Origin of the sequence: Cellulomonas sp. Root485 (assembly GCF_001426705.1) — a bacterium.
In the GTDB taxonomy this organism is placed as follows: domain Bacteria; phylum Actinomycetota; class Actinomycetes; order Actinomycetales; family Cellulomonadaceae; genus Cellulomonas.
In genome coordinates, this window is record NZ_LMFC01000001.1 from 83,718 (window position 1) to 99,406 (window position 15,689).

Genomic DNA, 15,689 nt, shown 5'->3' on the forward strand with positions numbered 1-15,689 from the left:
TTCTGAGCCTTTCCGACGGTGCCGTGGAAGCGCGTCCATGCAGGTCGGAGACTGCGCTTTCCGGCCGGTCTGTACCGCGGAAGACGTTCGAGGAGGCCGTGGCCGGACCGTTGACTTCACCCTGTGACGGTTGTTAGCGTCGCTGTGAACCATTAGTACACACTCCTTACATATTCGACGCTCCGACGATGGACAGGGGAACCGCACGATGGCTTTCCGACACTCCCGCACGACTCCGACGGGCCGACGACGTCCCGTCCTGATCACCACGGCCCTCGCCGCGGTGATCACGCTGCTCACCGCGCTGGTCGTGACCCAGCCGGCGTTCGCAGCAGGCTCGATCGGCGCCACCTTCACCTCCGCCGGCGACTGGGGCACCGGCCACCAGGTCAACGTCAAGGTGACCAACTCCGGGTCCGCCCCCGTGACCGGCTGGACCCTCGAGTTCGACCTCCCCGCCGGGGACACGATCAGCAGCTCGTGGGACGCCGACGTGACGCGGTCCGGGAACCACTACACGGCCAAGAACAAGAGCTGGGCCGGCCCGCTCGCGCCCGGGGCCTCGTTCACGTGGGGCTACGTCGCGACGGGTCCGTTCAAGACGCCCACGACCTGCAGCATCAACGGTGTGGCCTGTACCGGTGGGACCCCCACCAGCACCCCGACCACCACGCCGACTCCGACCACCACCCCGACGCCGACGACCACCCCCACGCCCACCCCGACGCCGACGACGACCACGCCGCCCGGTGGCAAGAAGCTCGTCGGCTACTTCGCCGAGTGGGGCGTGTACGGGCGCAACTACCACGTGAAGAACATCCAGACGAGCGGCTCGGCCTCGAAGCTGACCCACATCCTCTACGCGTTCGGCAACACGACCGGCGGCCAGTGCTCGATCGGTGACTCGTACGCGGCCTACGACAAGGCGTACACCGCGGCCGACTCGGTCGACGGCGTCGCCGACACGTGGGACCAGCCCCTGCGCGGCAACTTCAACCAGCTGAAGAAGCTCAAGGCCATGAACCCCGGCCTCAAGGTCATCTGGTCGTTCGGGGGCTGGACCTGGTCGTCCGGCTTCACGCAGGCGGCAGCGAACCCGACGGCGTTCGCCGACTCCTGCTACAACCTGCTCAACGACTCCCGCTGGGCCGGGCTGTTCGACGGCATCGACATCGACTGGGAGTACCCGAACGCGTGCGGCCTGTCGTGCGACTCGAGCGGCCCGGCGTCCTTCAACAACGTCATCACGGCGCTCCGCAACAAGTTCGGCAGCGGCAAGCTCATCACCGCGGCCATCACGGCCGACGGCAGCTCCGGCGGCAAGATCGACGCCGCCGACTACGCCGGTGGAGCGCAGAAGCTCGACTGGATCATGCCGATGTCCTACGACTACTTCGGGGCGTTCAACCCGACGGGTCCCACGGCACCGCACTCGCCGCTGACGTCCTACGCGGGCATCCCGCAGGCAGGCTTCAACACCGAGGCTGCCGTCAACAAGCTCATCGCCAAGGGCGTCCCCGCCAACAAGATCCTGCTCGGCGTCGGCTTCTACGGCCGCGGCTGGACCGGGGTCACGCAGACGGCACCCGGGGGTTCGGCGACGGGCGCCGCTCCGGGCACGTACGAGGCCGGCATCGAGGACTACAAGGTGCTCAAGAACAAGTGCCCGGTCACGGGCACGGTCGGCGGCACCGCGTACGCGAAGTGCGGCTCGGAGTGGTGGGGCTACGACACCCCCAGCACCCTGGCCGGGAAGACGTCGTGGGCCAAGTCCAAGGGACTCGGCGGCGCCTTCTTCTGGGAGCTGTCGGGTGACACGTCGAACGGCGAGCTGATCAGCGCTCTGTCCACCGGCCTGAAGTAGGCCCGAACGCTGACGCCCGGCTGCCGGTCCCCTCCCCGGCGGCCGGGCGTCACACCTTTTCACCCCATCTGTCCTGGTTCCGCGGTCCTAAACTGGACGATCGGGCGTCGATCCCCGGGGCCCGCGCGATGCAGAGGGGGTCGTGCGATGAGGCGTGCATTCCTGTCCGTCGTGCTGCTGGTGAGCGCGTTCCTGATCGTCCCGGCGTCGCCCGCCACGGCGGCGCCCTACTGCGGGATCGTGTGGGGGTCGCTCGAGAAGTCGGCGCCCTACCTGTCCCAGGCGCCCGTGGTGAACGTCCGCACCGGCCGGCACTCCTGCTACGACCGGCTCGTGATCGACGTGGCCGGCGACGTCGGCGGGTACACCGTGGGCTACGTGCCGGTCGTGGTCCAGGACGGCTCCGGGTTCGAGATCCCGACCCGCGGAGGTGCTGCCCTGCAGGTCACCGTCGACGACCCGTCCTACGACGCGAACTACCAGGCGACGTACAGCCCCGCCAACCCGCTCGAGCTGCGCAACGTCAGCGGCTACCGCACCTTCCGTCAGGTCGTGTTCGCGGGCTCCTTCGAGGGCTACACGAGCGTCGGGATCGGTGTCCGGGCGCGGCTGCCGTTCCGGGTGTTCACGCTCGACGGACCGGGCACGTCCTCGCGTCTGGTGGTGGACGTCGCGCACCGCTGGTGATCAGGCCAGCAGGTCCCGCACGACCGCCGCGGTGGCCTCCGCGGGGATGCCGTGGTCGGCACCCCCGGGGACGACGACGTGGCGGGCGTGCGGGAGCAGCGCGGCCAGGGCGGCCGCGGACTCCGGCAGGCCGGGCCACGTCTGCGCGCCGGTGACCACCGCGGTCGGGACGTCGACCGTGCGCATCGCCGGGGTCGGCACGCCGAGCACCGAGGTGATCGTCGCGTCGTAGACGGTGCTCTGCGCGATCGCGACGAGCGAGTCCCAGCCCGGCGAGCTGCGGAACTGCTCCACCACGGCCGCGGGGATGCCCACGCCCTCGGTCTGGAACAGCGCGACCGCGTCGCCGGGCCGCCCGTCGGCGATCAGCGCCGTCAGCCGCGCGGGCAGGTCGGACGGTCGTGGGGGCAGGGTGCCCAGCGCGAACGGCGCCTCGTAGAGCGCGAGGTGCGTGATCGGGACGCCGGCCGCGGCCGCCGCGAGCGCCAGGTTGCCGCCCGAGGAGAACCCGAACACCGCCGCGCTGCCGCCCGCGACGTCGATCACGGCGGCGAGGTCCTCGATCTCCCGCTCGATCGCGTACGGGGCCGTGTCGCCGCTGCGCCCGCGAGCGCGGCGGTCGTAGGTGACGACCGTGTGGTCCGGCTCGAGCAGCGCCGCGAGGTCGGCGCACGTGGTGTGGTCGTTGAACGCGCCCGTCGCGAAGACGACGGCCGGGCCGGTGCCGGCGCGCACGTAGGCGATCGTGGTGCCGTCGGCGGAGGTGAGGGTCTGCATCGGGACTCCTTCGTGGTCGGGGTGCTGTCACCAGGGGGACGAAGTGGGCTGCCACCGATGGACAGGTCGCGCGATGCTGTCCATCGTGGCGCTGCCTGCTCGTCCAGGGGGAGGACCACCCGTCGACAGTCAGGAGCCGTCATGCAGTACCTGTTGCTCATCAGTGCCGACGAGGAGACCGCGGTGACGCGGATGCGCGAGGGGGCGTTCGCCTCGTTCGACACCTGGATCACCGACCTGGAGCAGCGCGGGGTGCTGCGCGCGCACGTCGGGCTGCACGAGAGCGCGACGGCGACGACCGTGCGGCTGCGCGACGGCGAGGTCCTGCTGACCGACGGCCCGTTCGCGGAGGGGCGCGAGCAGGTGGGCGGGCTCGCGGTCGTGGACTGCGCCGACCTCGACGAGGCGGTCGCGATCGCGGCGGCGCACCCCGCGGCGGCGTTCGGGCAGGTGGAGGTCAGGCCGGTGCGCGTCTCGTGACCGACGACGTCGAGCGGGTGCTCGCGGACACGTTCGCGCAGGACTGGGGGCGGCTCGTCGCCACGCTGATCCGGCTGACCGGCGACTGGGACCTGGCCGAGGAGTGCACCCAGGACGCGTTCGCCGCGGCTCTGCGCACCTGGCGTCGCGACGGCATCCCCGACGTTCCGCGCGCCTGGCTCACCACGACCGCGCGCAACCGGGCCATCGACCGGATCCGGCGCGAGCGGGTCGGCGCCGAGAAGGTGCGGTCGCTCGTCGTGCCCCCCGGCGAGCTCGACCTGGACGTGCTGGACAGCGGGATCGTCGACGACCGCCTCCGGCTGCTGTTCACCTGCTGCCACCCCGCGCTGGCGCTGTCGTCGCGGGTCGAGCTGGCGCTGCGGACGCTGTGCGGCCTGACGACCGCCGAGATCGCCCGCCTGTTCGGGGTGCCGGAGCCCACGATGGCCAAGCGGCTGGTGCGGACCAAGCACAAGATCGCCGTCGCGGGCATCGGGTACCAGGTGCCGTCGGCGGCCCGGCTGCCCGAGCGCACCCCCGCCGTGCTCGCGGTGCTGTACCTGATGTTCACCGAGGGCTATGCGGCGACCGCCGGTCCGCACCTGGTGCGGGTGGACCTGTGCCACGAGGCGATCGACCTGGCACGGGCGCTGACGGGGCTGGTGCCGGACGACCCGGAGGCCGCGGGCCTGCACGCGCTCCTGCTGCTCCAGCACGCCAGGACGTCGGCCCGCACCGATGCCGACGGCGTCCTCGTCCCGCTCGAGGAGCAGGACCGCGCGGCATGGGACCACGCGGCGATCGAGGCCGGGCTGGCCGAGCTGCGTCGGGCGGTGCGCCGCGAGCGCGTCGGCCCGTACCAGCTCCAGGCACTGATCGCGGCGTGCCATGCGACCGCACCGACGGCCGCCCAGACCGACTGGGTCAGGATCGTCGCCCTGTACGACGAGCTCGTGGCCGTGCTGCCGTCGGCCGCCGTGCAGGTCAACCGGGCGGTCGCGATCGGCATGGCGCGCGGCCCGCAGGCCGGCCTCGACGCGCTCGCGGCCACCCCGGACCACCCGCTCACCCCGGCCGTCCGCGCGGACCTCCTGCGTCGGCTGGGCCGTGCGACCGATGCCGCCGATGCGTACCGGGAGGCGCTCACGCGCACGGAGAACCAGGCCGAGCGGGCCTACCTCGAGCGCAGGTTGCGCGCCTGAGGCCTACTGTCGCGGGATGGGGCCGGCGCGTCGCATGCAGCAGGTGGAGGTGGTCGACGACGGCCATCTGATCGCCGCTGCGGACGGGTCGCGGACCTCGGCACGCGTCCGCCGGTGGGTCGCCGTGCTGCTCGTCGTCGCCCTCGTGCTCGTCGGAGCGCAGCTCGTCCTGGCGGCCCGGGACCGCGCCACCTCGGCCCGGCTCGCCGAGCTGCCCGGTGTCCTCCCGCCGGTCGAGGCGGACGTGCGTGCCCTCTGGCGCGTCGACGAGGCTGACGTGCAGGTGCTTTCCGAGGGCGTCGAGGTCGACGGAGACCTCGTGGGGGTGCGCACGGCGTCGGACGGGGCGCAGAGCGTCGTGTCGCTCGACCCGCGGACCGGCGCCGACCGGTGGACGACGCCGCTGACCGACGCGGACACGGTGCTGGCGCAGCGCGGCGCGCGGTCCTCCGTCTCGTCGTGCCTCCCGGTGCCCGGGGCGGAGAGTGCCGAGCCGCTGGTCGCCTGCCTGGTGTCCGACGCCCTGCTGAGCATCGGCATCCGAGGCCGGCTGACCGTCACGAGGCCCCCCACGACGTCCCGGGTCGTCGTGGTCGACGGCGCGGACGGGCGGGTCGTCGCCGACCGGACGGCACCGCCCGCGATCGCGTTCACGGTGCTGCCCGGGCTCGTCGTCGTCGGCCTGCCCGGTCACGACGGCCACGCCGAGGTCACCGCGCAGGACCCGCTCACCGGCGAGGTCCGGTGGCACTACAGCTCCCCGCGGCCCGCGCTCGACCCGGTGGGCGACGTCGCGGGCTTCGGGGTGGCCGCGCTGGACGACCTGGTGGCTGTGGCCGAGGTCGGCTCGAACGTGACGCTGCTGGCGGCCGACGGCACGGTCGCGCGCGAGCGTGAGCAGTACGACCGGCTCTCCCAGGACGAGGCCGCCACCCGCCTGGAGGTGCTGTCCGGCTATCTGGTGTTCAAGCCGGTGACCACGATCGTGCAGCCCGGCCGGGCCGACCGGCGGATCCCGGGCCGCCTGGTGACCCGCACCGTCGACGACGGCAGCCTGCCGGGCGTCGAGCTGGTCGAGGGGTCGCGCATGCAGGCGCGGGACGCGTCGAGCGGCGACCGCCTGTGGCAGGCGGACCGGCACACCAGCGGGCCGGTCCTCGTCCTGCGCGGGCTGGTCTACTGCACGAGCGGCGACAGCCCCGGCGAGCTCGTGGCGTTCGACGGCCGGACCGGGTCCGTCGTCTGGTCGGCGAACGTCGGCACATACGACCAGCTGGCCCGGCTGATGACCGACGGCCGCGTCCTGCTGGTCGGGCTCACGCCGACGGACGGCGCCGCCGCGGGGTCGCTCGTCGCGTTGTCGCTCGCCGACGGCCAGCGGCTCTGGCACGCGTCCCTGCCCGACGGGCTCGACGCGGCGTGGGCGCAGGGGCACGTGCTCGTCGCCGGCGAGGGTGCGGACCCGACGGCGTCCGTCGTGCTGGGCAGCCCCTGAGTCTCACCCGGTCTGCGCGCGCCGCCGAGCCGCCGCGGGGTTAGTGTCCGGCCATGTCGCGCGGTGCGATGCAGCACGTGGAGCTCGACGAGTCGGAGGTTCCGGTCCCGTCCCCGGAACCCCCTGCCCGCCGCCGGGCCGCGTGGCCGTGGGTCGTCGGCACCGTCGTCGTCGTCGTCGCCGTGCTCGCCGGCACGCAGGTCGTCCTCGACGCGCGGGAGCGGGCGGCCGCCGAGCGGCTCGACGCGACGCCGGGGGTCGTGCGGTCGATCGGTGCCGACGTCGGCGTGCTGTGGCGCCCGGACCCGGCAGCGACCGCGGTGATCGTGCAGCGCATCGACGTCGACGGGGCGGTGCTCGGGCTCGCCGTCGGCGACGACGGCTCGCAGGCGTTCGTGTCGCTCGACCAGCGCACCGGCAGGCAACGCTTCAGCACCCCGCTGCTCGGTCCGGATCCCGTCCGCGCGCGGTCGCTGGACCGGACCGCGGCTGGCACGTGCGTCGCCGTGCCGGTCGACGAGGGGCCCCCGGACCAGGCAGCGTGCCTGGTCAGCGACGGCTTCGTGCAGTACGGCGACGAGGGTGTCGAGACCCGCAAGCCCGCCACGACCACCCGGGTCGTCGTCCTCGACACCCGCGACGGGCACGTCGTCGCCGACACGCCCGCGCCCGGTGCCACGGCACTCGCAGCGCTGCGCGGGCTGGCGGTCGTCACGGTCCCCGGGCAGGACGCGCAGACGGAGGTGGTCGCCAGGGACCTGCTCACGGGGGAGATCCGCTGGCGGTTCAGCCCGCCGCGACCCGGCGCCGACCGGCGCGTGTTCGCGGGCGAGGTGCGGCTGTTCGCCGTCGACGGCCTGGTCGCCGTCACGGTCCCCGGCTGGACCGCCACGGTGCTCTCGTCGTCGGGCGAGGTGCTCCGCGAGAGCCGGCCGGGGGACGCCGACCACCTGCTCGACCCGGTCGCCGGACGCCTCGTGCTGCTCTCGACCACCGGGTCAGGCACCCTGCTGTCGACGCTCGTCGAGCGCGGCCGCGCGGACGTCGACGTGCCGGGCGAGGTCCTCCCGTTCACGGTCGACGACGGGAGCGTGCCGGACCTCGTCCTGACGTCCAGCGGCGACGTGCGCGGCTGGGACGCGGCCACCGGCGAGGCACGCTGGAGGTCCGACGTCGTCGCGTCGGTGAACGCCCTCCTCCTGGACGGACGGGTGTACGTGAGCACCCGGGGCGGGGTGGCCGCGCTCGACGGTCGCACCGGCGACCTGCTGTGGCGTGCGAGCACGGTGGCGAGCACCGTGCCCGGGTTCCTCGTCACGGACGGCCGGCAGCTGGTCACGACCGAGCAGCCCGTCGGCGGGGGGAACATCAGCAACCTCGCAGCCGTCGCCCTGGACGACGGCCGCTCCCTCTGGCGGGTCTCGTTCCCCGACGACCTGTGGTCCAGCGCCGCCGTCGGGCACCTGCTGATCGGGTGGGGCCGGGACGGCCGGCTGGTGGTCCTCGGCTAGCCGGCGCGCCGGCGCGTAAGGTCCCGACATGGCGCGCGACGGGAGCACGCAGCAGGTCGAGCTGGTCGACGGCCCGGTCGATCCGGGCGTGCCGGTCGCCGGCCGGACGCCACGCCTGCGGCGCTGGTGGCTCGTCGCCGGTGCGGCCCTCCTCGTCCTCGTGCTGGCCGGTGTGCAGTGGGTGGTCGACACCCGTGCTGACGCGGCGGCGGCGCGGCTGGCAGCCGTGCCCGGGGTGCTCGAACCGCTCGGGGACGAGCTCGAGGTCGTGCGGGCGCTCGGGGAGGAGGAGACCCGGTCCCTGCTGACCTCGATCCCGCTGCCGGACCAGACGTGGGCGAGCATCCGCGTCGGCGAGGACGGGTCCCAGGCCTTCGTCGCCACCGACCTCCGCTCCGGCGAGGCCGTCTGGTCCACACCGCTGCTCGGGCCGAACCCCGGCCGTGCGGCCGGTCGGCAGAAGAGCAGCGGAGGCGAGTGCCAGCCCGGTACCGACGCCCACGAACCAGCGGTGACGTGGGCCGTCTGCGCGATCACCGACGGCTACAGCACGTTCTCCGTCGCGGGGGGCGAGGAGCACGTCCCGGCGACGACCAGCCGGGTCGCGGTCCTCGACACGGGCGACGGGCACCTGCTCGCCGACTGGCCCGTGGAGCACGACGCCGTGATCGGAGTGCTGCCGGGCATGGTGCTCGTCGGGCTCCGCCGTGATGAGGACATCGAGATCGTCGCGCACGACGCCCGCACCGGGGCAGAGCTCTGGCGCCACGAGGACTCGCCCGCCGACAACCTGGCCCGTCCGACCGGGTCCTGGTCGTTCTCCACCGCCGGCGAGGTCGCCGCGTACCTCGACGGAGACCGGCTGACCGTGCTCTCCGCGAGCGGTGAGGTCGTCCGCACGGACCTGCAGTCCGTCCGGGGCGAGACCCTGTACACCGATCTCGGGACCGGCCTGCCCGCCCTGCCGCGCGCGTCGACCGACGGCGAGGCTCTGACGGAGTCGACGACGCTCCTCGCGCCCGACGCCGACCCCGCCCGTGACCGCGTGCTCCTCGGTCGCGTCCTGCAGGTGACGGTCGACGACGGGAGCGTGCCCGGCCTCGTGCTGTCCTCGCGCGACCGGCTGTACGCGTGGGACCTGGAGACCGGCCGGCCCAGGTGGGACCGCGACCTCGCGGCGGTCGCGTCCAACGTGCTCGTGGTGCGGGGCCACGTCTTCGTGTGCGGCCCGACATCGGTCATCGCGCTCGACGGCCGTTCCGGAGAGCCGGTGTGGGAGTCCGATGCGGCATCCTGCTCCTACGCGGGCGTGGCGACCGACGGTCAGGACCTCCTGGTCAGCTCGCTCACCACCGGCACCACCGGACCCGGCGGCCTGACGGGGTTCGACTTCGCCACCGGCGAGGTCACGCGACGGTTCGGGTTCCCGGAGGGCGTCGTCCAGCTCGGGACGCTCCACGGGCACCTCGTGGGGTTCTCGCGGACGTTCGAGGAGGTCGCCGTCCTGGGGTGACCGGGCGGGTACAGTCCCGCCATGGCGCGCGGGAGCGACATGCAGGAGGTCGAGCTGCTCGACGGTGACGACGACGTCGCCGAGCAGCCGGCGCCGCCTGCGCGGAACCGACGGCGCCTGTGGTGGGTCCCGGTCGGTGCCGCGGCGGTGGCGCTGTCGCTCGTCGGCGCGCAGCTGGTCCTCGACGCCCGCGAGGACGCGGCCGTCGCGCGGCTCGCCGCCGTCCCGGGGGTCTTCCCACCGCTCGGCGACGAGCTCGAGGTGCTGCGCACGCTCAGTCGCGCGGACGTCACCAGCATCTGGGCCGGCATCGAGATCGGCGGGTCGCGGCTGGCCGGCATCCTGGTCGCGCAGGACGGGTCGCAGTCGTTCAGTGCGATCGACGAGCGCACCGGCGAGCGCCTGTGGTCCACCCCGCTGCTGGGGCCGGATGCGGACCGGGCCGCCGCCATGGACGACGGCTACGGCGGCGGCTGCCAGGGCGACGGGGCACGAGGCAGGCCGGCGACGGTCGCGGCCTGCGTGGTCACCGACGGGTTCGTGCGCTACGGCGACGACGGCACGCAGGAGCGGTTCCCCGCGACCACCAGCCGGGTGGTGGTCCTCGACACGGTCGACGGGCACGTGATCACCGGGTGGGACGTCGAGGAGACCTCGCAGCTCGTCCTCGTCGACGGTCTGGTCGTGGTCGGGACCCGGGACGCGGAGCACGGAGTGGTGGTCGTCGCGCACGACCCGACGAGCGGCGACGAGCGGTGGCGCTACGAGGAGCCCGTCGACGCCGGCGATCTCGGTCGGGACCCCTCGGGGGAGTACTGGGGGCTCGTGGCCGCCGGTGACGCCGTGGCCATGTACGACGACGACGGGCTCACCTTCCTGTCGCCGACGGGGGACGTCATCCGCGACGACCTCCGGGCCGCGAGCCGGAACGCCGGCTTCACCACCGACCCCGTCACGGGCACCTTCGTGATCACCAGCTACTCGGACGGCACCGCGCGGACCACGACGCTGCTGGCCCGCGACGCCGACCCCGCCGGCGACGTCGTGCTCCGGGGCGAGCCCCTGCAGGTGACCGTCGACGACGGGAGCCTGCCGGGGATGGTGCTGACCTACCTGTCCCACGCGTACGCGTGGGACCGCCAGACCGGTGAGGAGCTGTGGGAGGCCAAGGTGCAGCCGGGCTACAACGCGCTGGTGATCCGCGGTCGGGTGTACGTGACCACGTCGACCGAGGTCCTCGCGGTCGACGGCCGCAGCGGCGCGGTCGTCTGGCGGATCCCGATGCCGTCGTCGGGCACGGGTTCGCTCGCCACCGACGGCCGCGACCTGCTGCTGCTGTCGCCGTCGTACGACGGCGCCGACGACGGCGCTGTGACGGTCCTCGACCTCGCGACCGGCGACGAGCTGCGCACGATCCCGTACCCGCAGGGCGTGGCCGACGTCCAGCTGCTCAACGGCCTGCTCGTGGGCTGGTCGGACGTGTCCGACGAGGTGACCCTCCTCGGGTGACCCGGCCCGTCATCCCAGCCCGTCGATCGCCGCCATCTCCTCGTCGGTCAGCACGAACCCGAGGATGTCGAGGTTGGTCGCGATGCGCTCCCGCGTCGTCGACTTCGGGATGACCACGACGTCGTGCTGGACGTGCCAGCGCAGCACCACCTGCGCGGGCGTCACGCCGTGGGCGGCCGCAGCCTGCGTGAGTGCCGACGCGCCCAGGTCCGTGCGCTTCAGCGGGCTGTAGCCCTCGACGACGACGCCACGCTCGCGGTGGGCCGCCAGCAGGTCGGGGTCGTGGTCGCGCGGGCTGTACGGGATCTGGTTCACGGCGGGTGCCTCGCCGGTGGCGGCGATGAGCTCGTCGAGCTGCGCGACCGAGTAGTTGGACACGCCGATCGACCGGACCAGACCCTCGTCGCGCACCTCGCGGAACACCTGCCACGTCTCCGGGGAGGCCTGACGTCCCGGCGGCCAGTGGATCAGCCACAGGTCCAGGTGGTCGGTGCCCAGGGCTGCGAGCGACTCGGTGAGCGTGCGGCGGGCGCGACCGGCGTGGTCCGGGGGGAGCTTGGTGGTGACGAACACGTCGTCGCGGTCGACGCCGACGGTGGCCAGGGCGCGGCCGACCTCGGCCTCGTTGCCGTAGCCGGTCGCGGTGTCGATGTGCCGGTAGCCGAGCTGCAGGGCCGCGCTGACCGCGCGTTCCGCCGCGCCGCCCTCCGACTGCCAGGTGCCGAGCCCGACGACGGGGATCTGCCCGCCCGGGAGGGCCAGGGTGGGGATCGGTGCGTTGATCATGGGCTCCAGTCTCGCTCGGCATCTCCCGCCGCGCCCGGCGGTCTCGCTACGCTCCCCGGGTGGTCGTCGCCGACGTCGGCCGGCGTCGCGGCGAGCTCCCCGCTGTGGCCTGGTCAGGGGTGCTCACTGCCGCGGGCGTGCTGCTCGCGGCGCTCGTCGCGCTGTCGGGGCGGTACGGGCCGCACCGCGACGAGCTCTACTTCGTCGCCGCGGGCCGGCACCTCGCGTGGGGCTACCCCGACCAGCCGCCGCTGACCCCGCTCATCGCGCGCGTGACGGACCTGCTCGCACCGGGTTCGCTCGTCGCCCTGCACCTACCGAGTGCGCTCGCGGCCGCTGCGGTCGTCGTGCTGGCCGCTCTGACCGCCCGGGAGCTGGGCGGGGGGACCGGGGCGCAGCTGCTCACGGCCGTCGCGACCGGGACCGGCGTCGTGGTGGTGACCCTCGGGCACATCCTGTCGACCACCACGATCGACACGCTCTTCTGGGTCGCGATCGTCTACGTGGTGCTGCGGACCCTGTCCCGCGACACCCCCCGCGGGTGGCTGCTGGTCGGGCTGCTCACCGGGATCGGGCTGCTGGACAAGCACCTCGTCGCGTTCCTGCTCGCGGCGGTCGTCGTCGGCATCGCGCTGACCCCCCAGGTCCGGCACCACCTGCGCTCGCCGTGGGCCTGGGCGGGGGTCGGTCTGGCGGTGCTGCTCTGGCTGCCGAACCTGGCGTGGCAGGCGACGCACGGGTGGCCGCAGCTGGAGCTCGCCGCCGACATCCGCGACGAGTACTCCGGGGTCGGCCCGCGGCTGGAGTTCGTCGGCCTCCTGCTCGTGCAGTTCAGCCCGGTGGCCGCGGCCCTGTGGATCTACGGGCTCGTGCGGCTGCTGCGCGTGCCGGCGCTGGTGCGTGCCAAGCCGCTGGCGTGGGCGTTCCTCGTGCTGGTGGTCGTGATCCTGGTGACCGGCGGCAAGGCGTACTACGTGGTCGGCGCGGTGCCGGTGCTGCTGGCGGCGGGTGCGTGCGGGCTGGCGGAGCGCTGGTCGCGACGGGGGCTCGTGGTGGCCGGTGCGGTGCTGGCCCTGAGCGCGTTCGTCGCGTGGCCGGCCGCCCTCCCGCTGCTGCCCGAGCAGGCGTTCGGCGCCTCGGTCTACCCGGAGCTCAACGACGACCAGGCGGAGATGATCGGCTGGCCCGCGCTCGCCGCCGCCGTGGACCGTGCGGTGGCCGACAGCGGTGCCGAGCTCGTCGTGACACGCAACTACGGCGAGGCCGGCGCGCTCGAGTGGTACGGGTCCGACGCGCCGGTGTTCAGCGGGCACAACGGGTACGCCGCATGGGGACCGCCGGCCACGGACCTGACGGGTCCGGTCGTGCTCGTCGGCTACGAGGCCGCGCCGGACTGGGCGGTCGGGTGCCGGGACGTGGGGCGCGTCGACAACGGGGTCGACGTCGACAACGAGGAGCAGGGCGGTCTGGTCCAGGTGTGCGACGGGCCGCAGGGCTCGTGGGCCGACGTGTGGGACGAGGTCAGCCACCTGGACGCCTGACGGCCTGCGGCTGCGCGCGCGCCGGACCCGTGGCCGACGACCCGGAACCCGTCCGGTTGCTCCGATCGGGGTGTTGCACTGCCTTCCTGCCGTGCACGACTCCCCGGACCGCCTGGTTCCGACGGCCTCTTGCGTCGATGTGAGTAAGTTCTTGCTTTCTCCCATCCGATCTTGTCTATCGGATTGTCCAGAACGTACGGTGTGTCCCGTCCACGCGGCACCGTGCCCCCCTGTCGGCCGGCGCCGTCCCGGCTGCGCAAGGAGGCGCTCCGTGAGGAACACAGTCCACTGGTCGGCACGCGGTCTCGCCCTCGTGCTCGCGGCCGCCGTCGTCGTCGGGACGGGCAGCACCGCGCACGCTCACGGGCGTCCCCCAGCCCCGGTGCCGACCCCGGTCACCCGGGCGGCCCTGGACCCGGCCCTGGTCAGCGGGCGCGGCGCGACGGTCGGCTTCCTGGAGCAGGAGGCGGAGAAGGCGGCCACGACCGGCACGGTCATCGGCCCCGACCGGACCGCGTACACGTTGCCCGCGGAGGCGTCGGGACGCTCGGCCGTCCAGCTGGCGCCGGGTCAGTACGTCGAGTTCACGCTGCCCAAGGCGGCGAACGCGCTCACCGTGCGCTACTCGATCCCCGACTCCGCCACGGGCGGCGGCATCACCGCCCCGCTCGACGTCACCGTCAACGGCTCCGGCAAGCGGACGATGACGCTGACCTCGCAGTACTCGTGGCTCTACAACCAGTACCCGTTCAGCAACGACCCGAACGCCGGGCTGCTGCACCCCGACTGGTGGATCACGGAGTGCGCGTGCGTGCCCGCGGCGACGACGCCCACGCCGACGGTCACCACCCCGTTCCGGCCCATGCACTTCTACGACGAGCAACGCCTGCTGCTCGGGAAGACAGCCCGGGCCGGCGACACGGTCCGTCTCACGGCCCCCGCCGGGACCAACGCCGCGTGGACGGTCATCGACCTGCTCGACTCCGAGCTGGTCGGGCTGCCGCACGTCCGGCTCAAGGCGGCGAACGTGCTGCTGTTCGGCGCCGACCCGTTCGGGAAGAAGGACTCGGCGAACGCCTTCGACAAGGCCATCGCGTTCGCGCAGAAGAAGGACCTGCCGGTCTACGTGCCGCCGGGGGTCTACCAGGTGAACCGCCACATCGTCGTCGACGACGTGACGATCGAGGGCGCCGGGTCCTGGTACACCACCATCCGCGGTCGCGAGGTGGCGCTGTCCACCCCGGCACCCGACGGCTCCGTCCACACCGGCGTCGGCTTCTACGGGAAGCCCGCCGCCGAGGGTGGCAGCAGCAACGTGCACCTGTCCGGGTTCGCCATCCAGGGTGACGTGCGCGAACGCATCGACACCGACCAGGTCAACGGCATCGGCGGCGCCCTGAGCGACTCCACCGTGGACGGGCTCTACATCCAGCACACCAAGGTGGGCGTGTGGGTGGACGGCCCGATGGACAACCTCGTCGTGAAGAACAGCTATCTCGTCGACCAGATCGCCGACGGGCTCAACTTCCACACCGGCGTCACCAACTCCGTCGCGTCGAACAACGTCGTCCGGAACACCGGCGACGACGGCCTCGCCATGTGGGCCGAGACCACCACGAACTCCGGCAACCGGTTCGAGAACAACACGGTCCAGACGCCGACGCTCGCCAACGGCATCGCCATCTACGGCGGCCACGACACGACGCTCGTCGGCAACCTCGTCGCCGACCCGGTCCGCGAGGGCAGCGGCATCCAGGTCGGGTCCCGGTTCGGCGCCGAGCCCTTCTCGGGCAGCCTGTGGATCACCGACAACACGACCGTCCGCGCCGGCACCTACGAGCTCAACTGGAACATCGGGCTCGGGGCGATCTGGTTCTACGCACTCCAGGGGAACATCGACGCGGACATCCAGGTGGTCGGCGACCACTTCCTCGACAGCACCTACAACGCGATCATGGTCGTCGCCGACTGGCCGGTGAAGGACCTCTGGTCGGTCACCAACGTCCACTTCAAGGACATCCGCGTCGACGGCACCGGGACGTCGGTGCTCAGCGCGCGGGCCGCCGGGTCCGCCACGTTCGAGAACGTGGACGCCCGCAACGTCGGTGCCGTCGGCATCAACAACTGTGGGTCGTTCAACTTCCCGCCCACGGGGTCCGAGTGGTCGTCGATCGACCTCAGCGGCAACGACGGCGGCGGCACCACCGGTCCGTGGTTCGGGTCGTGGCAGCTGCCGAACACCATCACCTGCGACGACCGGCCACCGGTCGTGGCGCCCCCCGCGCCGTCGCCCTGGTAGCAGGACCACCGCTGGGGGTGCG

12 protein-coding genes are annotated in these 15,689 nt (G+C 73.2%); 10 read left to right on the top strand and 2 right to left on the bottom strand.

What is annotated here, in order from left to right:
• Positions 1–208: 208 nt before the first annotated feature.
• Complete coding sequence (locus tag ASD16_RS00430) at positions 209–1,864, top strand: glycosyl hydrolase family 18 protein (RefSeq protein ID WP_082570519.1); 1,656 nt, start codon at positions 209–211, stop codon at positions 1,862–1,864.
• A gap of 147 nt (positions 1,865–2,011) precedes the next feature.
• Complete coding sequence (locus ASD16_RS00435; protein ID WP_055911678.1) at positions 2,012–2,551, top strand: hypothetical protein; 540 nt, start codon at positions 2,012–2,014, stop codon at positions 2,549–2,551.
• On the opposite strand, the gene ASD16_RS00440 is transcribed toward ASD16_RS00435, so the two are convergent.
• On the bottom strand, positions 2,552–3,328 hold the full coding sequence (locus ASD16_RS00440) for an alpha/beta fold hydrolase (RefSeq protein WP_055911681.1): 777 nt from the start codon (positions 3,326–3,328) through the stop codon (positions 2,552–2,554). It abuts the gene before it with no gap.
• A gap of 141 nt (positions 3,329–3,469) precedes the next feature.
• Between ASD16_RS00440 and ASD16_RS00445 the strand changes: the two genes are divergently transcribed.
• Genes ASD16_RS00445 through ASD16_RS00470 form a run of 6 tightly spaced genes read left to right on the top strand, consistent with a single transcriptional unit; the run spans position 3,470 to position 11,041 of the window.
• The gene (locus ASD16_RS00445; RefSeq protein WP_055911685.1) at positions 3,470–3,808 is read left to right on the top strand and encodes a YciI family protein; all 339 of its coding nucleotides are present in this window, start codon (positions 3,470–3,472) and stop codon (positions 3,806–3,808) included.
• Positions 3,805–5,013, top strand: a complete 1,209-nt coding sequence (locus ASD16_RS00450) for an RNA polymerase sigma factor (RefSeq protein ID WP_082570520.1) — start codon at positions 3,805–3,807, stop codon at positions 5,011–5,013. Before ASD16_RS00445 ends, ASD16_RS00450 begins: the two co-directional genes overlap by 4 nt.
• 16 nt (positions 5,014–5,029) lie before the next feature.
• On the top strand, positions 5,030–6,508 hold the full coding sequence (locus tag ASD16_RS00455) for a PQQ-binding-like beta-propeller repeat protein (protein ID WP_055911688.1): 1,479 nt from the start codon (positions 5,030–5,032) through the stop codon (positions 6,506–6,508).
• Between the two features lie 53 nt (positions 6,509–6,561).
• Positions 6,562–8,019 (top strand): PQQ-binding-like beta-propeller repeat protein, encoded by a 1,458-nt coding sequence (locus ASD16_RS00460; protein ID WP_055911691.1) that lies wholly within the window; start codon positions 6,562–6,564, stop codon positions 8,017–8,019.
• A 28-nt stretch (positions 8,020–8,047) separates the two neighbouring features.
• Positions 8,048–9,532 carry a PQQ-binding-like beta-propeller repeat protein gene (locus ASD16_RS00465; protein WP_055911695.1) on the top strand — a complete coding sequence of 495 codons (1,485 nt, stop codon included), beginning with the start codon at positions 8,048–8,050 and terminating at the stop codon, positions 9,530–9,532.
• 21 nt (positions 9,533–9,553) lie between these two features.
• Complete coding sequence (locus tag ASD16_RS00470; RefSeq protein ID WP_055911697.1) at positions 9,554–11,041, top strand: PQQ-binding-like beta-propeller repeat protein; 1,488 nt, start codon at positions 9,554–9,556, stop codon at positions 11,039–11,041.
• Between the two features lie 9 nt (positions 11,042–11,050).
• Here ASD16_RS00470 and ASD16_RS00475 read toward each other — a convergent pair whose 3' ends face one another.
• On the bottom strand, positions 11,051–11,827 hold the full coding sequence (locus ASD16_RS00475; RefSeq protein WP_200942787.1) for an aldo/keto reductase: 777 nt from the start codon (positions 11,825–11,827) through the stop codon (positions 11,051–11,053).
• 59 nt (positions 11,828–11,886) lie between these two features.
• Here ASD16_RS00475 and ASD16_RS00480 point away from each other — a divergent pair, with 59 nt between their 5' ends.
• Together ASD16_RS00480 and ASD16_RS00485 are read left to right on the top strand one after the other, a co-directional pair.
• Positions 11,887–13,368: a glycosyltransferase family 39 protein gene (locus ASD16_RS00480; RefSeq protein WP_055911699.1), complete on the top strand. Its 1,482-nt coding sequence runs from the start codon at positions 11,887–11,889 to the stop codon at positions 13,366–13,368.
• 271 nt (positions 13,369–13,639) lie between these two features.
• Positions 13,640–15,667 carry a glycosyl hydrolase family 28-related protein gene (locus ASD16_RS00485; protein ID WP_055911702.1) on the top strand — a complete coding sequence of 676 codons (2,028 nt, stop codon included), beginning with the start codon at positions 13,640–13,642 and terminating at the stop codon, positions 15,665–15,667.
• The last annotated feature ends 22 nt before the right edge of the window (positions 15,668–15,689 follow it).